At 68.3% G+C, this 23939-nt stretch carries 17 protein-coding genes and 2 tRNA genes; 7 read left to right on the top strand and 12 right to left on the bottom strand.

Annotated elements, in window-relative coordinates; translation table 11 throughout:
• Positions 1 to 50: 50 nt before the first annotated feature.
• Positions 51 to 626 (top strand): dCTP deaminase, encoded by a 576-nt coding sequence (gene dcd / locus EII34_RS09655; RefSeq protein ID WP_124844953.1) that lies wholly within the window; start codon positions 51 to 53, stop codon positions 624 to 626.
• Between the two features lie 278 nt (positions 627 to 904).
• Here the strand turns inward: dcd and EII34_RS09650 are convergent, their stop codons facing one another.
• Both EII34_RS09650 and EII34_RS09645 read right to left on the bottom strand, forming a co-directional pair.
• Positions 905 to 2215: an FHA domain-containing protein gene (locus tag EII34_RS09650; protein WP_185711274.1), complete on the bottom strand. Its 1311-nt coding sequence runs from the start codon at positions 2213 to 2215 to the stop codon at positions 905 to 907.
• 85 nt (positions 2216 to 2300) lie between these two features.
• Positions 2301 to 3413 (bottom strand): MalY/PatB family protein, encoded by a 1113-nt coding sequence (locus EII34_RS09645; RefSeq protein WP_124844951.1) that lies wholly within the window; start codon positions 3411 to 3413, stop codon positions 2301 to 2303.
• 115 nt (positions 3414 to 3528) lie between these two features.
• Between EII34_RS09645 and EII34_RS09640 the strand changes: the two genes are divergently transcribed.
• Together EII34_RS09640 and ileS are read left to right on the top strand one after the other, a co-directional pair.
• Positions 3529 to 5580, top strand: a complete 2052-nt coding sequence (locus EII34_RS09640; protein ID WP_124844950.1) for a hypothetical protein — start codon at positions 3529 to 3531, stop codon at positions 5578 to 5580.
• 289 nt (positions 5581 to 5869) lie between these two features.
• The gene (gene ileS, locus EII34_RS09635) at positions 5870 to 8989 is read left to right on the top strand and encodes an isoleucine--tRNA ligase (protein ID WP_124844949.1); all 3120 of its coding nucleotides are present in this window, start codon (positions 5870 to 5872) and stop codon (positions 8987 to 8989) included.
• Between the two features lie 227 nt (positions 8990 to 9216).
• On the opposite strand, the gene EII34_RS09630 is transcribed toward ileS, so the two are convergent.
• Entirely contained in the window at positions 9217 to 10134 is a 918-nt protein-coding gene (locus EII34_RS09630) for a type IV toxin-antitoxin system AbiEi family antitoxin domain-containing protein (protein ID WP_124844948.1), read from the bottom strand.
• Positions 10135 to 10524: 390 nt separating this feature from the next.
• On the bottom strand, positions 10525 to 11739 hold the full coding sequence (locus EII34_RS09625; protein WP_185711273.1) for a YibE/F family protein: 1215 nt from the start codon (positions 11737 to 11739) through the stop codon (positions 10525 to 10527).
• Positions 11740 to 12716: 977 nt separating this feature from the next.
• On the opposite strand from EII34_RS09625, the gene EII34_RS09620 reads away from it, so the two are divergent.
• The gene (locus EII34_RS09620; RefSeq protein ID WP_260425115.1) at positions 12717 to 13619 is read left to right on the top strand and encodes a rhomboid family intramembrane serine protease; all 903 of its coding nucleotides are present in this window, start codon (positions 12717 to 12719) and stop codon (positions 13617 to 13619) included.
• Here the strand turns inward: EII34_RS09620 and EII34_RS09615 are convergent.
• A complete protein-coding gene (locus tag EII34_RS09615) occupies positions 13612 to 15537 on the bottom strand; it encodes a penicillin-binding transpeptidase domain-containing protein (protein WP_124844946.1) in 1926 nt (641 codons plus the stop codon). The genes EII34_RS09620 and EII34_RS09615 overlap by 8 nt on opposite strands.
• Before the next feature lie 154 nt (positions 15538 to 15691).
• Here EII34_RS09615 and EII34_RS09610 point away from each other — a divergent pair, with 154 nt between their 5' ends.
• Together EII34_RS09610 and EII34_RS09605 are read left to right on the top strand one after the other, a co-directional pair.
• A complete protein-coding gene (locus tag EII34_RS09610; protein ID WP_124844945.1) occupies positions 15692 to 16870 on the top strand; it encodes a TerC family protein in 1179 nt (392 codons plus the stop codon).
• Between the two features lies 1 nt (position 16871).
• The gene (locus EII34_RS09605) at positions 16872 to 18191 is read left to right on the top strand and encodes an MFS transporter (protein ID WP_124844944.1); all 1320 of its coding nucleotides are present in this window, start codon (positions 16872 to 16874) and stop codon (positions 18189 to 18191) included.
• Positions 18192 to 18248: 57 nt separating this feature from the next.
• Here the strand turns inward: EII34_RS09605 and EII34_RS09600 are convergent, their stop codons facing one another.
• The 6 genes from EII34_RS09600 to EII34_RS09580 all read right to left on the bottom strand — a co-directional run bounded on the left by EII34_RS09600 (position 18249) and on the right by EII34_RS09580 (position 22918).
• On the bottom strand, positions 18249 to 18491 hold the full coding sequence (locus tag EII34_RS09600) for a ribbon-helix-helix domain-containing protein (RefSeq protein WP_124844943.1): 243 nt from the start codon (positions 18489 to 18491) through the stop codon (positions 18249 to 18251).
• Positions 18492 to 18586: 95 nt separating this feature from the next.
• Entirely contained in the window at positions 18587 to 18979 is a 393-nt protein-coding gene (locus EII34_RS09595) for a hypothetical protein (RefSeq protein WP_124844942.1), read from the bottom strand.
• A 31-nt stretch (positions 18980 to 19010) separates the two neighbouring features.
• Positions 19011 to 19631 (bottom strand): DUF417 family protein, encoded by a 621-nt coding sequence (locus EII34_RS09590; protein WP_124844941.1) that lies wholly within the window; start codon positions 19629 to 19631, stop codon positions 19011 to 19013.
• 94 nt (positions 19632 to 19725) lie between these two features.
• The gene (locus EII34_RS09585) at positions 19726 to 21870 is read right to left on the bottom strand and encodes a transcriptional regulator (RefSeq protein WP_124844940.1); all 2145 of its coding nucleotides are present in this window, start codon (positions 21868 to 21870) and stop codon (positions 19726 to 19728) included.
• A 21-nt stretch (positions 21871 to 21891) separates the two neighbouring features.
• A tRNA-OTHER gene (locus EII34_RS15970) sits at positions 21892 to 21964 on the bottom strand.
• A gap of 12 nt (positions 21965 to 21976) precedes the next feature.
• The gene (locus EII34_RS09580) at positions 21977 to 22918 is read right to left on the bottom strand and encodes an alpha/beta fold hydrolase (RefSeq protein ID WP_124844939.1); all 942 of its coding nucleotides are present in this window, start codon (positions 22916 to 22918) and stop codon (positions 21977 to 21979) included.
• Between the two features lie 112 nt (positions 22919 to 23030).
• On the opposite strand from EII34_RS09580, the gene EII34_RS09575 reads away from it, so the two are divergent.
• On the top strand, positions 23031 to 23702 hold the full coding sequence (locus EII34_RS09575; protein WP_221620261.1) for a TetR/AcrR family transcriptional regulator: 672 nt from the start codon (positions 23031 to 23033) through the stop codon (positions 23700 to 23702).
• Between the two features lie 128 nt (positions 23703 to 23830).
• Here EII34_RS09575 and EII34_RS09570 read toward each other — a convergent pair.
• A tRNA-Ala gene (locus EII34_RS09570) sits at positions 23831 to 23903 on the bottom strand.
• Positions 23904 to 23939 lie beyond the last annotated feature (36 nt).

Here is a 23939-nt window from a genome sequence, read left to right as displayed (position 1 = left end):
CCGTCGCCACTGACGAGGATCACGGGAGCGGGAGGGGGTAGGCTCAGGTCATGCTGCTGAGCGACCGTGACATCCTGGCCGAGGTGAGCACCGGGGGGATCGCACTGGACCCGTGGGAGCCCACGATGATCCAGCCGTCGAGTGTCGACGTGCGCCTGGACAAGTTCTTCCGGGTGTTCGAGAACCATCGGTACCCGCACATCGACCCGGCCGAGGACCAGTCCGAGCTGACCCGGCTCATCGAGGTCGACGACGGTGAAGCCTTCGTGCTGCACCCCGGCGAGTTCGTGCTCGGTTCCACCTGGGAGCAGGTGAGCCTCGGCCCCGGCGTCGCGGCGCGGCTGGAGGGCAAGTCGTCGCTGGGGCGGCTCGGGCTGCTCACCCACTCCACGGCCGGTTTCATCGACCCCGGGTTCTCGGGGCACGTCACGCTGGAGCTGTCGAACATGGCGACGCTGCCGGTGAAGCTGTGGCCGGGCATGAAGATCGGGCAGCTGTGCTTCTTCCAGCTGTCCTCACCCGCCGAGCACCCCTACGGCTCGAAGGAGTACGGCTCCCGCTACCAGGGTCAGCGAGGCCCCACCCCGTCGCGCTCCCACCTGAACTTCCACCGCACGAACGTCTAGATCGTCGTGCCCGGAGACGGGATGAGGACAGGGTTCGCCTGTCCTGGGTGCGGTTCGCCTGTCTTGTTCGGAAATACCTGTCTTATTAGGCAGGTAATTCGATTTAAGACAGGCAATTCCACGCCAACGTGGGCAAAGCGGCACCAAGACAGGTGAAACGGACGGTTGGGAGCAGGGAGGGTGGCCGTCGTGCCCCGGTGACAGGGTGACGATGTCGTGACTTCCGGAAGCAGAAACCGGTGCCCCGTCGTGGGGCACCGGTTGGAGGTGGGGGCAGGTCAGCGGGCCTGCTCGATGCGCATGCTCACGCCGTCACCCAGGTTCAGCACCGTGCCGATCGGGACCACCACGGACTGTCCGTCCTCCAGCAGGAACGGCTCATCGTCGGCCAGCTGGATGGTGGTGCCGTTGGTGGAGTCGAGATCCGTGATCCGGGCCTGCCGACCTTCCGGCTGCACCAGGACGTGACTACGGGAGATGTCGTTGCCTGGACTGGGGACCCGCATCGTGCCGACCCCTGCCGGGCCGCGCGAGGAGTCCGGGGCACGCCCGATCACCAGGCCGTTCATCAGGTTCTGGAACTCGCCCGTGTTGGTCTGGATGCCCATCGCGATCGACGGCATCACGGGCTCCGGACGCGAGAAGGAGGACTGCGAGAAGTCGTCGTGCTCCATGCCCTCGGTGGCATCGAGGGCCACCGGCGACGGGGCGGGCGGCGGCACGATCGGCGACGGTGCAGGCGCGACCGGGACCGGGGCCGGTGCCACCGGCGACTGGTAGGGCGTCGGCTGCGGAGCCGCGTACGGATCGTGCCCGTACGGCGGTTGGGCCGGTGACTCCTGGTAGCTGCGGGGCTCCTCGTAGGAGGGCTGGGGCTGCGCGATGGGATCCCCGTAGCTGTGCTGCTCCTCGTAGGGACGGTGCTCCTCGTAGAGCTTCGGCTCCTCGTAGCTGCGCGGTTCGTCGTAGGACTGGGAGATCGGGCTCTCGTACAGCCTCGGGGACTCCTCGACCACTGGCGACGGTTCCGGGTCGACCACCGGGGCCAGCGGCTCCGGGGCGCGTGTCGGGGCCGGGGCACTCGGCTCCGGGATCTGGTTCTCGGTGTCCGGGAACATCACCAACTGCGCCGGGTCAGTGGTCAGGTGCAGTGCGGAGGCGCCCACCGCGCCCACCACGAGCGGCAGGTGCAGCACGGTCTCGTGATCCACGGGAGTCATCTCGATGCGCAGGCCACGCACCTGCCCGAAGTGGGCCTCGTGCCACGTCAGCGCACCCTCGCCGTCGAGCGCCGTCTCCCCGGTGCTGGAGTCCACCACATGGATCCGGCCGCGCGCCAGACCGTGCAGCGAGCCACCCTCCCAGACGAAGGCCGCGAAGTCCGGCATCTGGTCCAAGGAGTACCCGCGCAGCACGTTCAGCAGCGAACTGAGCGAGCGAGCGGCCTGGATGTCGCTCCACAGCTGGTTCACCAGCGACGACATCTTGGGCGGCGCGGGCTGCATGACCGCGACGAGTTTCGGTCCGGCCAGCACGATCCACTGACCCGGGGTGTAGGTCAAGCGCCACGGCCCAATCGGAAGCGACATCAGATCTCCCATCGTTCTAGTCGCCCCCAGACTAGCCAAAGGGAGCCGGGGATGACGAAGAACCAACCGCAAAAACTGACCCCGCTCAGATGCTGTCGGCCATGCGGCGGACAGCCTCCGAGATCAGCTCCTTCGACGTCGCGAGGTTCACCCGGACGTGCTGCGTGGCCCGGGGATCGAAGTCCTGGCCGAAGTTGAACCGCACCCGCGCCTGCTCGTGGAAGTGCTGCCCTGGATGTTCCAGACCCAGCGGAGTGCAGTCCAACCACGCCAGGTAGGTTCCCTCCGACGGGGTCCAGGTCAGCTGCGGCAGCCGGGCCGCCAGCTCAGCCACGAAATGGGCCTTGTTCTCCTCGATCTCCTCACGCAGCTGCGCCAGCCAGTCGCGGCCGTGCCGAAGCGCCGTCGCATTCGCCGTCACCCCGAAGTAGGAGGCCGCCTCGTGGACCTGTGGGCCGAGCCCTGCGACCACCTCCACCACCGCCGCACCCGGAACGATCAACCCTGCCTTGAGCGCCGCCAGGTTGAACGCCTTCGACGACGAGACCACCATGAACGCCCGCTCCCCACCCGGCACCATGAGGATCGGGGTGTGGCGCCCACCGCTGAGCGGTGCGTGGATCTCGTCGCTGATCACCGCGACGCCGTGACGGTTCGCCAACTCCATCACCCGGGTCAGTTCCTGTTGGGTGTGGAGGGTGCCGTTCGGGTTGTGCGGGGAACACAGCAGGTACACCTTCACCTGCTCCGTCGCGAAGGCCTGCTCCAGCGCCTCCAGGTCCAGCCGACCGTCCTTGAGGGGGACCTCGACCGGGCGACACCCGGCGGCCCGGACCACCCAGCGGAACGGCGGGTAGATCGGCGGGTTGAACGCCACGCCGTCTCCCGGCTCGGTGAGGGCCGCCGTCAACTCGCGGATGGGGGCCATCGTGTCGCAGCCGACCCGGAAGGAGCCCGGGTCCAGTCGCAGCCCCCACGTCTCGGCCGCGAAATCGGCGTACGCCTCCTGGTACTCCGGCTGCTCCGGGTAGCCGGTGTCCCCGTCGGCCAGCATCTGGTTCAGCCGCTCCTGCACGGCGGGCAGCAGGTGGACGTCCATCTCGGCGACGAACATCGGCAACACGTCCGGTTCGAACCGTGACCACTTGATGCTGCGGCGTCGGCGGAGTTCCTCCAAGGGTACGTCGAAGATGCGCATGACAAGGATTCTACGAGGTGAACGGATGTCAACTTTCGGCTTGTCAAGGAAGGTCTGATGAGACGACTTTTGAACGTATCAAGCTCTGTCTAGGGTCGTTGTCAGGAGGCCCACGATGAAGCACGCAACTGCATTCCTGACCGCACTGCTGGCACTGCTCGCGCTACTGGCCCCGAGGGCGGCGCTCGCCGCCCCCGGCCAGGAGGAGAAACTGCCCGACCCACCGCCCGCACCGGCCAACGTCCCCAACTTCGGCACGACGGTGCGCCCCGACGGCACCCCCGTCGCCGTGGTGGTGGCCAGCGGCATCGGTGGCATGCTCAACGTCATCGACCTCGCCACCGGGAAGACCACCACGTCCAAGCCGCTCAGCAACCAGGACATCGACGTCCAGGCCTGGGGGTTCGCGAGGATGCCCGACGACAGCCTGCTCATCGGGTCCGCCCACCACCTGTTCCGCTACGACCCGACGGGCGACGAGGTCACGCAGCTCAGCGTCGAGGGCGCGCCCGGCTGGAAGGATGTCGACGCGAGGTTCGAGTCCATCTGGGACATCGCCGTCGACGACTCCGGCACCGCCTACCTGGCCACCAACGCCAAGAACGGCGGTGCTCACGTCCTGACCTGGCGGGCCGACCGGGGATGGGGTCTGCTGCCCGGCGGTGCCCCGGTCTCCGAGGCCCAGTACGCGCAGTCCATCGACCACGCCGACGGCCACGTCTACGTCGGCACCGGACCCACCACCCCGCAGGTGATCCGCATCAACGTCTCGACGGGGGCCAGGACGGTGCTGCCGGTGCTCACCGGGCAGCCGCAGTCGGGCACGCACGAGCACCTCGAGGTCCACGGCGGGTGGCTCTACACCAACAAGATCGGCTCGTACGGCGGTGTGGCCTACAACCTCACCACCGGGGCCAGGCAGGACCTCGACACCTACGGCAAGCACGTCGTCACCCGGCCCGGGGACCCGACGAAGGTGTACTTCACCCACATCGGTGAGCACTCCGGCGGTTGGCTGTACTCCTACGACCCCACCACGGGGACCCGTGAGGCCGTGCTGCACGACCCGTCGCTCAGGGGACGCCTGAGCCCACTCAGCTGGGCGACCACGGACATCTTCACCTCCAACGAGATGACCAACGGCGAGTTCAGCATCGCGCACATCCCCGCGGGCAGGGTGACGGTCCGGGACGACCAGGTCGTGAGCAGGGCGCGTGCCGTCCAGTCGATGACCGCAGCCGCGAACGGCAAGCTGTACGCCTCCTGGTACATGACGTCCAAGGGGCTGCTGGAGATCACCCCGGGAGCGACGGCGGACGCGACGAGCTACGGGCACCACGACGGCCCCGTCGCGCAGGCCGAGAGCATGGCCTCCGACGGCGAGTGGTTGGCCACCGGCCTGTACCCCGGTGGGAAGGTGCACATCGAGTCACTCGACGACGCGACGAAGACCAAGGACATCGCGATCGGACACCGCCAGGACCGGCCCTACGCGGCGCTCTCCCTGGGCAACGGTGACTTCGCCTTCGGCTCGGTGCCGGGCTACGGGCAGCTCGGCGGGGCACTCAGCATCTACGACCGGGCCACCGGTGGACTCGAGACCTACCCCTTCGTCGCCTCCAGCACCTACGCCCCGGGTGTCGACGGGAGCCAGATCGCGAAACTGTCCCCCGTCTCCCTGGCCCGCATCGGGAACACGATCTACATGGGAACCAGCACCCGGGGCGGTCACCAGACCTTCGCCGAGACCCGTGAGGCCTACGTCGTCGAGTTCGACCTCGGCAAACGGAAGGTGACCCGCATCACCCGCGTGCTCGACCAGCAGGTCGCGGTGACCGGACTCACCGTCGGTGCCGACGGCGTGCTGTACGGCATCACCGGGCAGCACGTGTTCAAGATGGTGGACGGTCGCATCGAGGCGCAGGCCCTCACCAACCGGGCGGGTGAGTTCAACCGCAGCTGGCTGCTGGAGCAGGGCGGGGTGCTGTACGCCGTCGTCGGCGGCCAACTGTGGCGGATCCCCACCGGGAGGTTCGGGGATGCCGAGGTGGTCGTGGGTGTGGGCCGGGGGGACCACTGGGTCGCCTGCCTGACCCTCGGGCATGACGGATACCTCTACTACTCCAAGGGGGCTGAGCTGTTCCGGCACAGCGTCACGAGAGGTTGAGCCACGGATCCGCTGCAAACGTGCGGAGCGTTCCTGATGAGAGCGTTCCCAGGCGCAACGCGCCGCACGTTTGCAGCGGATTTCCGGTTCGCCACGGTCCCGCGCATAATTGATGCGCATCGCAAGGCGACGATGGGGCCATCACCCCGGAGCTGCCGGAAGAACGGCGCACGCTCACTAGACCCGGCCGCGAGCACGAATCAAGCGGGACGCATCGCGTCCAAGGAGGGTGGTACCGCGGGCCCCGGCTCGTCCCTCCGGTCCTGTCCACCGACCCGAGGTACCGCAGATGAGCTCCTACAACCAGGTCCCAGCCGCCGTCGACTTCCCTGCCCTGGAACACGAGATCATCCAGCTCTGGGCACAGCAGGACACCTTCGCCAAGTCGTTGGAGGCCTCCCGCGACGGCGAACCGTGGACCTTCTACGAGGGCCCGCCCACCGCGAACGGCATGCCCGGCACCCACCACATCGAGGCCCGCGTGTTCAAGGACCTGTTCCCACGCTTCAAGACCATGCAGGGTCGTCGTGTCGACCGCAAGGCCGGCTGGGACTGCCACGGCCTGCCCGTCGAGCTCGCCGTCGAGAAGGAACTCGGCTTCTCCGGCAAACCCGACATCGAGGCCTACGGGGTCGAGGCGTTCAACGCGAGGTGTCGCGAATCCGTGCTGCGGCACGTCGACGCCTTCGCCGAACTGACCCGTCGCATGGGTTACTGGGTCAACCTCGACGACGCCTACGTCACCATGACCCCGGAGTACGTGCAGTCGTGCTGGTGGGCGCTCAAACAGATCTTCGACAAGGGGCTGCTGCAGGAGGACCACCGCGTCGCCCCCTACTGCCCGCGCTGCGGCACCACCCTGTCCGACCACGAACTGGCCCAGGGCTACGAGGACGTCACCGACCCGTCGGTCTACGTCCGGTTCCCCGTCACCTCGGGTCCGCTCGCCGGGTCGGCCGACCTGCTGGTGTGGACGACGACGCCGTGGACGCTGGTCTCCAACACCGCCGTCGCCGTGCACCCCGAGGTGGACTACGTGGTCGGCACCCATCCTGAGCTGGGCCGCCTCGTCGTGGCGGAACCGCTGTTCGACGCCGTGCTGGGCGAGGAGTGGAGCCGTGGCGAGACCTTCCGCGGCACCGAGATGGAACGCTGGACCTATCAGCGGCCCTTCGACCTGGTGGAGTTCCCCGAGGCCGCGCACCTGGTGGTGCTGGCCGACTACGTCACCACCTCGGACGGCACCGGTCTGGTCCACCAGGCACCGGCCTTCGGCGAGGACGACATGCAGGTCTGCCGCGCCTACGGGCTGCCGTTCGTCAACCCGATCCGGGCGAACGGCACCTTCGACGAGGACCTCCCGCTGGTGGGTGGGGTGTTCTTCAAGACCGCCGACGCCACCCTCGTGACGGACCTCGAGGCCCGCGGCCTGCTGTTCCGCAGGCTCGACTACCTCCACTCCTACCCGCACTGCTGGCGCTGCCACACCGCGCTGCTGTACTACGCCCAGCCGTCGTGGTACATCCGCACCACGCGCATCAAGGACCAGCTGCTGGCCGAGAACGAGGCGACGACCTGGTACCCCGCCTCCATCAAGCACGGCCGCTACGGCGACTGGCTCGACAACAACATCGACTGGGCGCTGTCGCGCAGCCGCTACTGGGGCACCCCGTTGCCGATCTGGCGCAACGTCGACGACCCCTCGGACCTGATCTGCGTCGGCTCCCTGGCGGAACTCGGTGAGCTGGCCGGTCGCGATCTCAGTGGGCTCGACCCGCACCGTCCCTTCATCGACGACGTGGAGATCGTCCAGGACGGCGCCACCTACCGTCGCGTCCCGGAGGTGATCGACGCGTGGTTCGACTCCGGGGCGATGCCGTTCGCGCAGTGGGGCTACCCGCACGTTCCGGGGTCGGCGGAGAAGCTCGAGGCCAACTACCCGGCCGACTTCATCTGCGAGGCCATCGACCAGACCCGTGGCTGGTTCTACTCGCTCATGGCGGTCGGCACGCTGGTGTTCGAGCAGTCCAGCTACCGCAACGTCGTGTGTCTCGGGCACATCCTCGCCGAGGACGGCCGGAAGATGAGCAAGCATCTCGGCAACATCCTGGAGCCGATCCCGCTGATGGACTCCCACGGGGCGGACGCGGTGCGCTGGTTCATGGCCTGCTCCGGGTCGCCGTGGATGGCGCGCCGGGTGGGGCACTCGACGATCGCGGAGACGGTGCGGAAGGTGCTGCTGACCTACTGGAACACCGTCGCCTTCCAGTCGCTGTACGCGCGGGCCGCCGGGTGGGGCCCGAGTGGTGAGCGGGCGACCAGTCAGCACGTGCTGGACCGGTGGCTGGTCTCGGCGACCAATGAGCTGATCCGCGACGTCACCGTCGCGTTGGAGGACTTCGACACGCAGAAGGCGGGGTCGCATCTCGCGGCCTTCGTCGACGACCTGTCGAACTGGTACGTGCGCCGGTCGCGTCGTCGGTTCTGGGCGGGGGACGCCGGGGCGCTCGCGACGCTGCACGAGACGTTGAACGTCGTGACCAGGCTCATGGCCCCGATCATGCCGTTCGTCACTGAACGGGTGTGGCAGGACCTGTTCGTCACCACGGACCCGTCGGGTCCGGAGTCGGTGCACCTGGCCTCGTGGCCGAGCTTCGATCCCTCCCTCATCGACGAGAGGCTGTCGGCCTCGATGGCGACGGCACGTCGCGTCGTGGAGCTGGGGCGTTCCGCCCGGGCGGAGTCGAAGCGGAAGGTGAGGCAGGTGCTGCGTCGGATGCTCATCCCGACGGCGGCTCTGGAGCAGTTGTCCGACGAGCTGCGCGCCGAGGTGCGTGCGGAGCTGAACGTGCAGGAGATCGACTCGTTCACCTCGGCCGGTGATCTCGTGGACCACTCGGCGAAGGGCAACTTCCGCAGCCTCGGCAAGCGGTTCGGCAAGCGGACCCCGCTGGTGGCGGCGGCGATCGCCGCGGCGGATGCGGCCAGGTTGGCGTTGGAGCTGCGTCGTGACGGCCGGAGCGTCGTCGAGGTCGAGGGCGAGCAGGTGGAGGTGGGCACCGAGGAGGTGCTGCTGAGCGAGCGTCCCCGTGAGGGCTGGTCCGTGGTCAACGAGCAGGGTGAGACGGTGGCGCTTGACCTGGAGCTGACCCCGGAGCTGGTGCGGGCGGGCCTGGCCCGGGAGGTGATCCGGGTGGTGCAGGAGGCCCGGAAGTCGTCGGGGCTGGAGGTGACCGACCGGATCACGCTGCTGCTCCAGGCCGAGGGCGAGCTGGCCGAGGCCATCACCGAGCATGCGGGACTGATCGCCGACGAGGTGCTGGCGGTCCGGCTGAGCCAGGGCGAGGTCTCCGCGGTGACGGCCGAGGAGCAGGAGCTGGGTCTGAGGGTGCAGGTCGTCAAGGCCTGAGGTGTCGGGGACGGGGGCCGCCCGGCGGCCCACCGTCGCCCCCGGAACCTTCCTCCACTCCATCCTCACCCGTCGCCCTGCTTGGTTCGCCTGTCTTGTGAGGGGTTTGCCTGTCCTGAGTCCGGTTCGCCTGCCTTAAATCGAATTGCCTGTCTAATAAGACAGGCAATTCGATTTAAGGCAGGCGAACCCGTCCCAGGACAGGCGAAACTGGTGGGGCTGGGAGGTCAGGCGCGACGATTGAGCGATGTCCTGAGCGCCGGGCCGAGCAGGTGGGCCAGGGTGCTGGCGTTCGTCGCCTCTGCCCATCCCCAGTGGATCACCCGATAACCGTGCTGCTCCAGCTTCACGTCGCGGCGTTTCTCGGCGAGGATCACCGTTGACGGGGCCTGTCCCGGTTTGAGGAGGTCGCGGTACTTGATCATCCCGTCCACCTCTCCGGCCACGCCGAACTCCGGCCACAGGAAGTCCGGACGGGCGATGACCTCACCGTTTGCGTCGATGATCTCGACCTGGAGCTGAGGCTCTGGCAGCCCGGCACGCATGATGTTCAGGCGACTGAAGGACTCCGCAGGGGACTCCGCCCGCTCGTCGGCGAGATGGATCACCCGGCGGGCCTGACTCGTCCCGTGCAGTCGAGGATGCAGAGCCAGCTGGTTCAGCAGGTCCTGCCTGGTCGCGCCCCGAGCCAGGGCGGCATCGGCGACGACGAGCGCCCAACCGAAGTCCGAGGTCCGGGCGAGGTCGGTCGTGGTGCGGGCGAGCGTGGTCACCGGAAGGTTGTCGATCGAGGTGATCTCTGCATCCTCGATGGCGGTGCGGCGCACGAGCAGGCGGAGGGTTCGGTCCCCATGGCCCGGCGAGCGACGGGTCATCGTCACGGTCTCCAGTGCTTCGAACGGAACCGGGAGTCCGTGCAGCACGGCCGCTGAGACATGACTGAAGACGCTCGTGTCGTCAACCTGCTCTGCGGTCGCACGGATTCGTCGTAGATGTCCCTCTCGGGAGTCGAGGGCCTCGGTGTGGGAGTAGAAACCTCGACGCAGCCGGGTCAGGGTTCCGTCCTCGAGTTGTCGGTCGAGCTGGGAGGGGGTGAGTCCCAGCGAGGTCAGGTGGGCGCGGGTCCATACGTCGTTGTTGGTCATGCGTCCAGTTCAGCCCATGGGAACTGATGCCTGTCAAGAGGCTGGCGACAAGCTGTGGAAAACTCTGGCCTGCTGACGCGTCGTCGTCTCTGTGCCGCAGCCTGTGCGTCCGTCGTCCCCCGCCATTTCGCCTGTCTTGGGCGCGGTTTGCCTGTCTTAAATCGAATTGCCTGTCTTATTGGACAGGCAATTCGATTTTGGGCAGGCGTTTCCTCCTCAAGACAGGCGAACCCGTCACAAGACAGGCGAACCGCTCATAAGACAGGCGAAATCAAGGTATGGCTGCAGAGAGTGGGACGGGTGAGGAGAGGGTGGGTGGCTGAGAAGAGAACGGGGTGGGTGGAGACAGGGCGGGGGATGGAGAGAGCGGATGGGATGGGCGGGGGAGGGTCAGGCCGGGGCGGCGTGCTTGGCCGGTTCCTCGTCGGGCTTCGGACCGGCGACGGTGAGTGCTGCGATCCCCGTCGTGATGGGGACACTCAGGATCAGGCCGATGGCCGAACCCAGGGTGCGGACGATCTCACTGGAGAACATCTCCTTGTTGATGAGCAACAGGGCCGGCTCGGTGCTGTAGTACAGCATCAGCAGCACGGCCAACGTGCTGCCCGCATAGGCGAAGACGATGGTGTAGATGGTGGAGGCGATGTGATCACGACCGATCCGCATCCCCGCCGCGAACAACTTCCGACGACTCATCGTCGGGGCCGCCGCCCGCAGCTCCCACACCGCTGAGCTCTGCGTGATGGTCACGTCGTTGAGCACACCCAGACCACCGATGATGATCGCGACCATGAGCAGCTCCCGGAAGTCCAGGACGGTGGCGATGCTCGCCAGGTCGAAGTCGCTCTCCTCCGCGAAACCGGACAGCCTCGCCAACTCCACCGAGAGCGCACCCAGCCCCGTCGTGATCGCCACCCCGAGCAGCGTGCCCGCCAACGCCGTCGAGGTGCGGATCGAGACCCCGTGTGCGACGTAGAGCACCACGAACATGATGGCCGTGCCACCGACCAGCGCGACGGCGATGCCCGGTTTGCCGGCCAACAGCGCCGGCAGCATGAAACCGATGAGCACCGCCCCGGCGAAACCCAGTCCGAGCAGCGCGAACAATCCCTTCCACCGGGCCACCGCCGCCACCACCGCGATGAACAGCACCGCCAACGCGATGATGAACGGCAGCCGTGACGCATCGGTGTAGTGGTACAACGGCCCCGCCTCGGCGGCGATCCGGCCGACGGTGATGTCGTCGCCGGCCCGCAGCCCCGCCTGCGCCGGGGGACCCTCCAGCTGCACCGACACCTGCTGCCCGGCCTCCGGGCCCGACGTCAGCTCCACCGTCGCCGTGGCACAGGTCACACGGCTCGGGTTGGTGTTCCCGCACCCTTCCACGACCTCGGTGATCCTGCCCTGCTGGTAGGAGAAATTGGGCGCGTCCGGGATCCGGTCGATGTGGGTGGACAGCTCCTTGCCGCTCGGCCACAACCAGATCATCCCGGCAACCGCCAGCACCCCGATGACCGCCAGGAAGACCACCAACACGGTTCGCGCCCGGGCCCCGACCTCGACGTGGTCCAGGTCCTCGTGGTTGTGTGAGTGTCCAGCTCCCATGCCAGAGGACGATACCTCGTCGTCAGGTTCGAAGTGGTTCTCATCGCCGTGATGGTGCCACTGACCTCGGCGGTTCCTGCCCAGGCTGCTCCTCGGGGAGGAGGCGCCCATCCCGTGTTCCTGCACCGTGTGTCAGGGGACCCAAACGCGAACCGGCGGGGTGCCTGCGCGACACAACGCCCCTCCCACCCGGTCCTTCGACAACACCGTCCCCGCCTTGTGAGCCACGCTCCGCACCGTCGAAGGGCACCCGACTCCTGCGCGATCAAGTGATGACTGGCCCAGTCCCAAGGTGGAGGGTCTGGTGGCGGGGGTGGTTGTTCCATCAGGTGCCCCCGGCACATGGTGTGGAGCTCGACCTCGAAGGCGCTGGGCCATTGGTCCGGCGGGCTTCGGCAAGCCCGCGCTTGAGGCGCTCGTTCTGCTCCTGCAGGCTCTCGGCCACAGGCGTTGGCCCCACCTCCTGGCCGTGTCGGTTGCACCACAACCGCAAGGTCTCCTCACCGGTGCTGACCTGCGGGGCGATGGCCCGGATCAAGTGCGAACGCGGAGCTCCCCCGGCCGCTTGATGTTCCAGGACCAATCGGACCACGCGCTCACGCAACTCGGGAGGGACTTCTCGGGCATGTTCCGATTCTCCTTCAGCTGGATCGGAACCAAACCCAGGAGGTTCCATGACGCCTCGCCTGCCGCCTCGTGATGTATCCCGGGGACACCGTGGTCGGCTGCATGGAGCCGTACCGACCCAGCGGTGAGGACGCGGCCCTGAAACTTGAGGCACGGCGTTTTGGCGGCCCGGCTCCGTGGCGAGAAACGCCGACGCGGGCACACACACCACCCACACCGCCTGACGTTGCCGGACGAGCAGGACGACGATTCGTCCCCGGATCGGGGCGATGCCCGGCGGAGTCGGGGAGAGGACCGGGCCGGCGAGGTGGGATGCCCGACACCTCCACATGGACGGTAGCCTGAACCCCATGACCTCGAGCGCGTGCTACCGGCATCCCGGTGAACTCACCGGCATCTCCTGCCAGCGTTGCCAGCGTCCGATCTGCCCGCGTTGCATGATCCCCGGAGCCGTCGGCTTCCAGTGCCCGCTGTGCGTGCAGACCGGCATCCGGCAGACCCGGCAGGCAGAACTGCCCTACGGTGGCACCCGCAGCCGCCAACCGGAACTCACCTCGTGGGTGCTCATCGGCATCAACCTGGCGGTGTGGCTGCTGATCCTCGCGACGGGGAGTTCCACCAGTCCACTGCTCCACCTGCTGGCCCTCCAGTCCGACGGCATGTGCGTCATCGACGGCCGCTACGTGGTGGATGCCGCGGCCTCACAGTGCGCCGGGGTCGGGGGACAGTGGTGGACCGGTGTCGCCAGCGGTGGCTGGTGGCAGGTCCTCACCAGCGCGTTCGTCCACCTGCACCTGGTCCACCTGGGATTCAACATGGTGGCGTTGTACTTCCTCGGCCCACAGCTGGAACGTGTCCTCGGCCGGATCCGGTTCCTGGCGCTGTACCTGATCTCCGCCGTCGCCGGGTCCGCCCTGGTGATGTGGCTCACCGAACCCCACGTCACCACCCTCGGTGCCTCCGGTGCCATCTTCGGGATGATGGCGGCACTGCTGTTGCTGGCCTGGAAGCTCGGTGGCAACTACCAGCAGATCCTCCTGTGGATCGGCATCAACATCGCCATCACCGTCTTCGGTGCGGGCACGATCTCCTGGCAGGGCCACCTCGGTGGGTTCCTGGGCGGCCTGGCCGTCACCGCGGCGCTGGTGTTCCTGCCGAAGAAACTCCGTCGCACCTGGCAGTGGCCGCTGGTCGGGGCGGTGGCGCTGCTCTGCCTCGCCGCCGTCGTCGTGCGGGTCCTGGCACTCAGCTGAACAACTGCTCGATCAGTGGGGCCGCGGTCCCGGACCCCGAATCACCGTCCTCCACGAACGCCGCCACCGCGTACTCCTCGTTCCACGTGATCATCCAGGCGTGCGCGGTCTGACCGGCCGCGTCACCGTACTCGGCGGTACCGGTCTTGCCCCCCGTCATCACCTGACCCAGCCTGGAGCCCCGTGAACGATCGAGCACCGCCTTCATCACCGCCTGCAGCTCCTTCGTCTCCGCCTCGGTCAACGGTGTCGCCGTGGAGCTGGCCTCATGCCCCTTGACCAGCCACGGGATCGTGGTGCGTCCGGAGGCGACGCTGGCCGCCACCGAGGCCATCCCCAGCGGCGACATCCGGACCTGACCCTGACCGATCATGCTGGCCGCCAGGTCGATCTTCGAGTTGCGCGGCTCCACCGTCCCGAAGTTGGAGGTGAAGCCGGCGTCGTGGTCGACCCCGACCCCGAGACTGGCGGCCGCGCTCTGCAGCTCCTCCGCACTGATGCGGTCGTGGTTCAGACCGAACGCGGTGTTGCAGGAGTACGCGACGGCGTCGGCCAGCGTGATGCTGCCGGTCTGGGAACTCGGATACCCCGGATAGTTGTTCTGCGTGTAGTCGCCGAGGGTGAAGCTCGGCGGGCACTCGACGGTGGAACTCGCCGTCGCCCCCTTGCGGATCATCGCCAACGAGGTGACGATCTTGAACGTCGAGCCCGGTGCGAAGGCCCCGTAGGTGGCATGCGGGTACTCACCCGCGGCCGGGGAGGTGGCCGCCGCCAGCACCCCACCGGTCCGCACGTCGAGCACCACCATCGCAGCCACCCCCGAGGTCGGGAAGTTGGTGGCCAGCACCGTCTCCGCCTTCTCCTGGAGGGTGCGGTCCAGGGACAGCTCCAAGGGCTGGCCGATGCTCGGCTCCTGCGTGAACAACGGCACCTCGGTGAACTGCACGCCCTTCCTGCCGACCTGGTCGATGCTGATCCCGGCCACACCCCGCAGCTGTTCGTCGTAGCGGGACTGGAGCCCGCTCAACCCCACCAGGTCGGAGGCGACGACGGCACCCTCGGCCTTGTCGATCTGCTCCTGGGACGGATTGCCGACCTTCCCCAGCAATCCGATGGCGAACGTCTCCGACTGCCCGGCCACCGACTTCACGTCGATGATGCCCACCCCCGGGATGTTCCCGATGGCGGCGGGGATGTCCTCCTGCCGGACCGTCCTGGCCACGACGAACTGCTTCGGGCCGCCCTGGAGCACCTTCTGGGTGTAGGCCTCCGGGTCGATGCCGAGCAGCTGGGCCAGCTGCTGTGCGGCCTGCGGCCACGACGCCTCCTCGAGCGTCCCCTTGTCGATACCCAGCTGGTGGAGGGTCAGCTCCTCCACCAGGGCCAGGCCGTCGCGGTCGTTGATCGGGGCACGACGGGGCTGGGTGCGGCGATGCCTGAGACGGGTCTCGGCGGTCAGCTGCGGATGCACCACCGTCGGCGACCACACCGCCAACCAGGTCCCGTTCACCAGCTCCAGCGGCACCGTCGTCTGGAAGGACCATCCCTCCTCACCGACGGGGTAGGAGTGGGCCAGGACCGCCGTCGCCGTGGTGCCGTCGGGGTCGTAGGTGATCTCACCGGGGGTCACCGTGGGGGTGATCCCGTCCATCCCCGCGAAGATGGTCGTCAACTCGGTGGTGGCATCCGACGGCGACGAGGTGAGCTGCACGCCGCTCAGGTCCGACGTCTGCAGCCCCTGCGCCAGCCTCGCCACCAGGGGGGCCGCGTCGGGAGCCCCCTTCGGCGGGACCGACGGATCCTGACCCGACTGCGGGGAATCGCCCGCCGGGGCACACGAGACGAGGAGGAACGCCGTGACGAGCAGGGCCGTCACCCAACGATGCATGACCGATCGGCCGAACCCCGTCCTCGACATGGCTACACCTTCCTCCGAGTTCACACACGAGGGTACCGGGAGGAGGTGACAAAATCGTCAGTTGGTCAAGCCCCCTGCTGCCGGTACCCTTGACGGGAGCCCCGCAGCCCGCGGGAACCCAGCTCAACCCCCACCTCCCAAGGAGTGAATTCGGTTGTCCGTTCCCCTGTGGGTCTGGGCCCTGACCATCGTCGTCATCGTCGGTCTGCTCGCCTTTGACTTCTTCTTCCACGTCCGCAAGGCCCACTCGCCGACCCTCAAGGAAGCAGCCGTCTGGTCTGCGATCTACGTCGGACTGGCCATCGTCTTCGGCATCTTCGTCCTCGTCTTCGGCGGACACGAGATGGGTGCCGACTACTTCACCGGATGGCTGGTGGAGAAGGCACTGAGTGTGGACAACCTGTTCGTCTTCCTCATCATCATGGGGTCCTTCGCGGTGCCACGTGAGGACCAGCAGAAGGTGCTGCTGTTCGGCATCGTCTTCGCCCTCATCGCCCGCTCCGCGTTCATCGCCGCGGGCAAGGCCATGGTCGAGGCCTGGTCGTGGACCTTCTACTTCTTCGGTCTGATCCTCATCGTGACCGCCGGGAAGCTGCTGGTGCCGGAGGGAGCGGAGTCCGACGAGGCGGACAACTTCGTCATCCGCCTGGCCCGCAAGTACCTGCACACCTCCAACCACTACGACGGCGACAAGCTGTTCACGATCGAGAACGGTCGCCGCGTCCTCACCCCGATGCTGCTGGTGATGGTGGCGATCGGTGGCACCGACATCCTCTTCGCCGTCGATTCCGTCCCGGCCATCTACGGCATCACCACCAACGTCTACATCGTGTTCACGGCCACGGCCTTCTCCATGATGGGGCTCAGGCAGCTGTACTTCCTCATCGACGACCTGCTCGACCGGCTCATCTACCTCAAGTACGGGCTGGCCGCGATCCTCGGGTTCATCGGTGTCAAGCTGATCCTGGAGGCCCTCCACACCAACACCCTGCCCTTCATCAACGGTGGCCAGCACGTCCCGGTGTTCGTCTTCGACAAGATCCAGGCGCTGCTGGTGGTGGTCGGGCTGCTGACCATCACGGTCGTCGCCTCCCTGTTCAGCCGCAAGGGCGCCGTCGCCAGCGTCGTCAAGACCCTTGACCGGAAGTGTCACGCCTACCTCCACGACGAGTACCACGGTGCGGAGGAGGAACGGACGGCCCTCTACGAGGACATCCTGCGGCGTGAGGCGAAGCTGAAGACCCTCGACCCGGAGCTCGTCGAGCACTACATGAAGGTCACCGGCGCGGAGCTGGCGCTCGCCAAGGTGCATTCCGTGCACGGCGACGTCTGAGATGGGGGCTGGCGCAGCACTGCGACGACTCTGGCGGCACGCCGGGTTCCGGCGGCTCCTGACGCTGCGTGCACTGTCCCAGTCGGCCGACGGGACGGTGCAGGTGGGGATGGCCGCCTACCTGCTGTTCTCACCCGCGAGTCAGCCCGACGCCTGGTCGATCGCCGCGATCCTGGCGATCACGTTCCTGCCGTTCACGCTGCTCGGACCGTTCGTCTCGCCGCTGCTGGACACCTGGTCGAGGCGGCAGGTGGTGGTGGTCTCGGACCTGCTCCGGGCCGCCCTGTCCGTGCTGGTCGGGGCGCTGATCCTCGTGGGGGCGACGACGAGCGGATGGCAGGTGGCGCTGTTCGCGGGGCTGCTGGCCCTGCTCAGCATCAACCGGTTCATGCTGGCGGGCCTGACCGCGGGGCTGCAGCACGTCGTCGACGAGGACGAGTACCTCACGGCGTCGTCGATCCTGCCGATGGTCGGGCCGATGGGGGTGGTCGTCGGGGCGCTGCTCGGGATGGCGGCCCGGCTGGGGCTTGCCCCGTGGCTGGGGGTGGATCCGGCGAATGCGGTGGTGTTCTGGGTGGCGGCGGCACTGTTCCTGGGGTCGGTGGCCCTGGGTCTCGGGTTCCGGCGTGACGCCCTCGGTCCGGTGCCGGGAGCGGCGCGGGTTCGGGCGCGGCAGGTGGGGCGTGAACTCGCCGTCGCGCTGCAGCACCTGGCCGGGCGGCCGGTGGCGGGCCTGGCGATCGGGGTGCTGTTCGGGGTGCGGATGCTGTTCGGGCTGTTCTCGGTGGCCGTGATCCTGGCGTTCCGGAACCTCCTCAACGACGATCCGGTGGCGGCCCTGGCGGACCTCACGTTGTGGGGGACGCTGGCCGGGGTCGGGTTCATCGGGGCGAGCGCCGTCGTGCCGCCGCTGGTCAGGCGTCTCGGGCTGCGGTGGAGCGCCGTGGTGGTGCTGGTGGTGGCCGCGGTGGCGACGGGGGGTGCGCTGAGCGGGGTACGGCCCCTTCTGCTGGGGTTGTCGGTGCTGGTGGGGCTGGGGACCCAGTGCTACAAGATCGCGGCCGACACCTTCGTGCAGGCGCACGTGGCGGAGGAGTTCAAGGGTCGGGCGTTCACGTTCTACGACATGGCCTTCAACGGGGCGTTCGTGCTGGCGGCGGTCGTCGCGGCCGTGCTGCTGCCGACGACGGGCATCGGGCCGGGGGTCGCGCCGGGGCTGGCGGCGGCGTGGCTGCTGCTCGCGGCCGTGTTCTGGTGGGCCTCGGGCAGGACCGGCGCGGCGGAGTTCGAGAAGGGCACCGAGGACCTCCTCCGGCGGTGACCGGCGTCATGGATCCTGCAGGGTACATCACCACGAGGTGAGGCAGTGGGGGACAGCTCACAGGGGAGGCTGCCAACGCGGCGGGTCCGTGGCGATTCCGGTGGTGTCGGCGATGTTGGTGACGTCTCCCTTCAGTCCCACGTCGGCCGTGCGTTGCTCGAAACGGGTGGTCTGTTTCTTGTGCGACAGGCCGGCTCGGGCCAGCTCGTTCACGGCTTCGCCCAGGCCGATGTGACGCTGCGCGCGCATGTGCTCCACTGCGGCGGCCACTTCAGGGTCCAAGCGCACAGTCGTTCTCATGCACAAAGCATAGGTCGATGATCCTGACACGCCGACGTCGGTGATGAGGACCTCAGCCAGTCTCGAGTTGGCAGTGTGACCGGTGGGTGCCCTTTTCAGGGCAGTTGGGGCGAGGGCCGCAGCGCCACGGCCTGGCTCACGGCGAACAGGGCGATGTCGATGGCGACGGCGAGGACAGCGATCACGACGAGGGGAGTGGCAGCGGCCACCGACACCAGGCCGACGGCGATGGCAGCCACGGTGTTGGCGACCATGACGACTCGAAGGGCCAAGGACAGGCTCAGTCGTTTCAGCATCCACACGATGCCCGCCGCCCAGATCACCACCGCCACACCGATGACGACGATCAGTGGAGGAGGGAGGGGGAGACCGTGGGTGATCCAGCCTGAGGAACAGACGAGGGCGACTCCCAGCACGGTGCAGTAGCCAGCGTCGAGGCGAAGGCTCCACCGCCCCAGCCGGTCGCGGTTGATGCGTCGTGGCGTCATGGTGCCATTGTATGAGCGACCGAAAGTCCTGTCAGGCCGCCTTGGCCTCGCGGCGCTTGAGGGCCAGCCTTGCGGAGTCGACCAGGAGCACGAAACCGGCCCCGATCTGGATGCAGTCCTTGAGCACCAGGCGACCCCTGCCCGACAGGAAGGGGAAGCCGAGATCCGCGTCGGCTGCGCCCTGGGCCGGGGCCGCCACCCAGACCTGTGGGGTGGTGACCAGGAACGAGAGGGTGACGACGCTGAAGCCGATGAGGGCGACGGCGCCGATCACGCCGATCTCGGCACGCACCCAGTGCAGGGCGATGAGGACACCGATGCCGACGATGCACACCCCGACGAAGATGGACATCGGGTAGGTGCCGTTCGCCTCGTGCCAGGCTCGGTTCGCGTCGATGAGGGCACCCTCGGGGTTCATGTGGGCCTTGTAGTTCGCGGGATCCCCGAGCATCCACTTCATCAGCGGTGAGTTCGCGACGAACGGGACGATGCCGTCCGCCTCGTACTTGAACCACTTCAACCCGCCGATCCAGAACAGGACGACGAGGACACCGATCCTGAGCAGGGTCATCGACAGTCGGTCCCAACCCGCGATGGTCCTCAGCACGGCGTTGATGCGGCCAGGGGAGGCAGGGGCCAGGGTATCGGACATGTGTTTCCTCCCACGTGGCGGAGAACGCAGGTGCTCCGCGTCGACAGTCCGGTCAGGCTACCGGGAAGGCATCACGACGCGTCGGATCCGGGGGTCACCGACGGTGGAACCGGACCCCACCGACATCCCACCCCGTGAGCGGGACCACCGTCTCACCGCGACGACACGCCGCCAGTCCCGCGACCACCTCGCTGGGCGGCCACCGCCGGGCCAGCGGATCCGCCATGATCGCGTCGACGACGGCGTCGTCACCGGACATGGCCTGGAAGAACAGGGCCTGCCGCCAGGCGATGGCGGCATTCTTGACGGTGGTCTGCGGGTACTCCTGGCGCTGTGCCAGGCGGAGCAGCCGGAACGCGTGCCGCGCCGCCCGCAGCGCGAGCTCTCCCCACCCGTCGCGAGGCTCGACCCCGAGGCTCACCAGCACCGCCAGGTTCCCGGCGGTGAGGATCTGCTGCCGCTCGATGATCCGGCCGTTGTCGGCCAGGGAGCGCCTGGGCACGGCGTCGCGACGACACAGCTCGTCGAAGGCGGGAACCTCCCTGCCGACCGGTTCCGGCAGCGCCTCGACCCGAGCGAGGTCGAGACCGTGGTAGCGCTCGTACAGGGTGCCCTGCAGCAGGTCCGCCGCGACCTTCGCGGCCCGCTGGAACTTCGGTGTGAAACGGCCCATGAAGATGTCGACCGCCAACTCCTCCGTGAGTGGCAGCTCCACCCCACCGAGGCGCAGCAGCACCCCGAGTTCGCGGACCAGCGGGTTCGGCAGCAGCGTGCCGGGGAAGTGCTCCACCGCCAGTGTCGCCAGCCGACGGGCGACCACCACCGGGTCGTCGGCCACTCCCGCCGTGCCCTCGAGCAGGGCCGCCACCCACGGGAACTCCTCGAACCGGGTCTGTGACTCCAGGTTCAGCAACAACAGGCTGCGGGTGCGACGGAAGGCCCGGTAGGTCGCGGCCAGCAACGCCCCGACGTCACCGTCGCCGACGTGGGCGGAGACCTGGGCCGCGGTGAGTTGCGGCACCAGCTGGGCCAGGGTCTCCGCGGAGGGAAGCACCCCGAGCTCCACCAGCGAGCCGATCTCCGCGACCGCACCCTGCCGGATGACGCGCACCGCACCCGGCGGCACCTTCGTGCCCGCGGGCACCCGGTCGGTCGCCTCGTCGGCCCGGATCGGGGCGAGCGCATCGGCCAGATCCGTGATCCCGATGTCACCGCGCAGCCGGTCCAGCCGCGCGGCCAGCACCACCGCGACCTCCTGGTGCAGGGGCCGGGCGGTGGTGGCGGCCTGGCGCTGCCGCAGCGTCGTGTTCGTGGTGCTGCCGGGCAGTCCCCGTTTGGCGTCGACGCGGGCCAGCCGGTGCCGGACCCGGTCACGGACACCGTCGGTCAGGGTGCCCGCGACGAGGTGCCGCAGGGCCTGGAGCAGGACGGGCAGGGTCTCGCCGTCCCGCCGGTACCGGCGGCAACGGGTGTGGTGTCGCAGGGCGGTCTCGTACGAGTCGATGAGGCCGCCCGCGGCATCCAGATCGGAGGCGGTGGGCGCGGGGTCGTCGATGATGCGGGCCCACAGCGCCACCACCTCGTCGGTCAACGGCGCCCACACCGTCAACGCCTCGTGCTCGGCCGCGACCTGTCGTCTCGGGCGCATCGCCCGGAGCGCGTCGCGGACCTCGGCGGTCGTCGCCCGGAACACGTGACCGTCGGGAAGGCTCACGGGGGCCGCGGGTGGGGGAGCGAACCGCAGCGAGTCGACGAAGGGCTCCACCTCGTCGAGCAGCCGACGGGCCGCCTCGTGGTCGCCGCGACGCAGCAGCACGGCGACGGCGGGCAGCATCGCGTGCTGCGGCCAGTGGATGCCGTACCCGCGGGTGGTGAGCATCTCCTCGAGCTCGGCCAGGCCGTCGGCGGTCAGCCAGGACTCGAAGATCGCCCGGCGCTCGGCGGGGATGCCGAGGCGTTCGGCACGCAGTTTCTCGTCGTGTTGCGGTGGTACCGCCGCCACGGCCCGCCCGGTGCTGAACCCGCCCCGCAGGACCCGCTGGGTCACCCAGACCGGGACTCCGGCGACCGGGGTGCGGCTGCCGATGGTCAGGGTGCCGTCGGCCATGCCGTCGATGACCTGCTGCCACTGCGCCACCCGGTCCCGGGCCGCGCTGCGGATGGTCTCGTCCGGGTGGGCGGCAGCGGTGTGGGCGGCCCTGTCCTGCTGCCCTCCGGCATACCCGGGGTTGATCTCCATGGTGGTCTCCGCGTCGTCGGGTCGGCGTGGCAGGTGCTGCCCCTGCTCCCTTCGGGTCCCAGCCCGATGCTCTGGACTGTTGAGCTACACGCCGTGGGGCAGGAGTCTACCGGGTCTGGTGCTCTCCGGGCGGTCCTGGTCGTTTCGTCCGGTCGAGGAATTCCAGGACCGCCCGGGCCGCCGCATCGGGTTGTTCCAGGGGCAGCAGGTGGCCGGCGTTCGGGATCACCCGGAGTTCCGCGTCGGTGAGCAGGGAGACGGCGTGGGCCATCTCCTCCTGGCTGACGAGGGTGCTCTCGGCGCCGCGCAGCCACAGGGTGGGGCAGCGCAGGGCCGGTATCTCGTCGAGGAGATTCCAGGAGAGTCGGAGAGCTCCGATCGCGTCGACCTGCCAGTCGTCCAGATCGGCCTCGGCGTACCTGCCCTTGCCGTCGATCTCCTCCTTGAGGATCTGAGCGAGCCGCTCGGGGGCGGTCGGCGTCGTGCCCCTGGTGAAGAACGAGGCGAGGGTGCGCATCAAGGCGGTGGTGTCCTTGCCCCGGTGCAGCCGGTTGAACACCCGTCGGGTGCCCGGGGTGTGGAGGTAGAGCCAGAGGGGGAAGTGGTGCCTGAGGCGACGCCCGAGTCCGCCCGGCTCGACCAGCACCATGCTGTCGACCTGGCGGGGGTGGCTGGCGGCGTGACCGATCGCGAGGGCCCCTCCCATGGACAGGCCGACCAGGTGGAAGGTGTCGAGGGCCAGGTGGTGGAAGGTCGCCTCGAGGATCGTCAGGAGGCGACGGTGCGTCAGGCGTCCTGCCCAGGGGCGCGAGGAACCGTGGCGGGGGGTGTCCACGGCATACACGTGGTGGTGCTCGGCGAGCGTGGGGAAGAGCTGATCCCAGGAGAAACGCGCCTCGTCGTACATAGCGCCGTGCAGCAGCACCACGACGGGGCGTCCTTCCACTCCTGCCTCATGGACCGACATCGGTCCTCCGGCGACCTCGAACAGGTGGTGTCGCCAGCCGGGTGTGGCGACGACGCCTCCGGTGTCGTTTCTCGTGGACATCGGGTCCTCCCATCGTAGTGACCAGAAGTTTACATCAGGTCACTACATGGGGGAAGACCATCGCGTGGATAATGACGTGGATGGAACAGAGTGCGACCGGGAGTGGCCAGTGATGCCGCGTCCAACGATTCCCAACCGGCGATCGGTGCTGCTGGATGTCGCCGAGGAGCAGATCCTGCAGCAGGGATTCGACGCGGTCCGGATCGCTGACGTCGCCCGTCAGGCCGGGGTCGGGAAGGGGGCCGTCTATCTGGAGTTCCGGTCCAAGGGGGCCCTGCTGGAGGCGTTGCTGACCCGCGCCATGGGACGGATGATCCGCCACAGCCAGCGCGCCCTCGACGAGGTGCCCGACGGTGAGCTGAGTTTCGCGCTCCTGTACCGGGTGGGCATCGAGGCGCTGCTGTCGGATCGACTCGCGACGGCGGCACTGCTGAGCGATCGGGACGTCCTCGGGAGCCAGGTCGAGGCGATGGGATCGCAGCGCTATGCGTCGCGACTCGGCTGGGTGCGGGTGCTGCTGGGGGTCTTCGCGGAGTCCGGGGCCATCCCGCCGGACCTTGACCTCGACGGGCTCGCCGTCGCCCTGAGTGCGACCACCCTGGGGCTGCTCCAGGCCTCGTCGGCCTTCGGGCCGCTGTCGAAGGAGCAACTCGAGGGGGCGCTGGCGGCCCTCACCCTGGTGGTGGAACGGGGCATCTTGTCCGGACCGGTCCGCAACCCCCGGGCCCTGCGGCAGGCGGTCGTCGAGTTCCTGGGACGGCTCCGGGACCAGGTCGAGCGGTGAGTACGGTGTTTTCTGCCATTCCTCGGCCGTCATGGGGGCCTCGGGGCTCGAGGAATGGCAGAAAACACCAGAACCCATGGAAGGAACAGGAGGAGCCCCCGGCCGGAGGTGATCGGCCAAGGGCTCTGTGGAGCATAGGGGACTCGAACCCCTAACTTCCACCTTGCAAAGGTGGCACTCTACCAATTGAGTTAATGCCCCGAGGACCACGACAGCATAGCCGGTGCCGGGCTGAAG

Origin of the sequence: Arachnia propionica (assembly GCF_003859805.1) — a bacterium.
Classification (GTDB): Bacteria; Actinomycetota; Actinomycetes; order Propionibacteriales; family Propionibacteriaceae; genus Arachnia; species Arachnia propionica_C.
Note: the sequence above shows the minus strand (reverse complement) of the source record. Positions and strands in the feature narration are given on the sequence as shown.

What these genes read in the sequence shown, in the direction of transcription:
- dcd (WP_124844953.1), top strand. Translation starts at nt 51, where the DNA reads ATGCTGCTGAGCGACCGTGACATCCTGGCCGAGGTGAGCACCGGGGGG.
- EII34_RS09650 (WP_185711274.1), bottom strand. Translation starts at nt 2,215, where the DNA reads ATGTCGCTTCCGATTGGGCCGTGGCGCTTGACCTACACCCCGGGTCAG.
- EII34_RS09645 (WP_124844951.1), bottom strand. Translation starts at nt 3,413, where the DNA reads ATGCGCATCTTCGACGTACCCTTGGAGGAACTCCGCCGACGCCGCAGC.
- EII34_RS09640 (WP_124844950.1), top strand. Translation starts at nt 3,529, where the DNA reads ATGAAGCACGCAACTGCATTCCTGACCGCACTGCTGGCACTGCTCGCG.
- ileS (WP_124844949.1), top strand. Translation starts at nt 5,870, where the DNA reads ATGAGCTCCTACAACCAGGTCCCAGCCGCCGTCGACTTCCCTGCCCTG.
- EII34_RS09630 (WP_124844948.1), bottom strand. Translation starts at nt 10,134, where the DNA reads ATGACCAACAACGACGTATGGACCCGCGCCCACCTGACCTCGCTGGGA.
- EII34_RS09625 (WP_185711273.1), bottom strand. Translation starts at nt 11,739, where the DNA reads ATGGGAGCTGGACACTCACACAACCACGAGGACCTGGACCACGTCGAG.
- EII34_RS09620 (WP_260425115.1), top strand. Translation starts at nt 12,717, where the DNA reads ATGACCTCGAGCGCGTGCTACCGGCATCCCGGTGAACTCACCGGCATC.
- EII34_RS09615 (WP_124844946.1), bottom strand. Translation starts at nt 15,537, where the DNA reads ATGTCGAGGACGGGGTTCGGCCGATCGGTCATGCATCGTTGGGTGACG.
- EII34_RS09605 (WP_124844944.1), top strand. Translation starts at nt 16,872, where the DNA reads ATGGGGGCTGGCGCAGCACTGCGACGACTCTGGCGGCACGCCGGGTTC.
- EII34_RS09600 (WP_124844943.1), bottom strand. Translation starts at nt 18,491, where the DNA reads ATGAGAACGACTGTGCGCTTGGACCCTGAAGTGGCCGCCGCAGTGGAG.
- EII34_RS09595 (WP_124844942.1), bottom strand. Translation starts at nt 18,979, where the DNA reads ATGACGCCACGACGCATCAACCGCGACCGGCTGGGGCGGTGGAGCCTT.
- EII34_RS09590 (WP_124844941.1), bottom strand. Translation starts at nt 19,631, where the DNA reads ATGTCCGATACCCTGGCCCCTGCCTCCCCTGGCCGCATCAACGCCGTG.
- EII34_RS09585 (WP_124844940.1), bottom strand. Translation starts at nt 21,870, where the DNA reads ATGGAGATCAACCCCGGGTATGCCGGAGGGCAGCAGGACAGGGCCGCC.
- EII34_RS09580 (WP_124844939.1), bottom strand. Translation starts at nt 22,918, where the DNA reads ATGTCCACGAGAAACGACACCGGAGGCGTCGTCGCCACACCCGGCTGG.
- EII34_RS09575 (WP_221620261.1), top strand. Translation starts at nt 23,031, where the DNA reads ATGCCGCGTCCAACGATTCCCAACCGGCGATCGGTGCTGCTGGATGTC.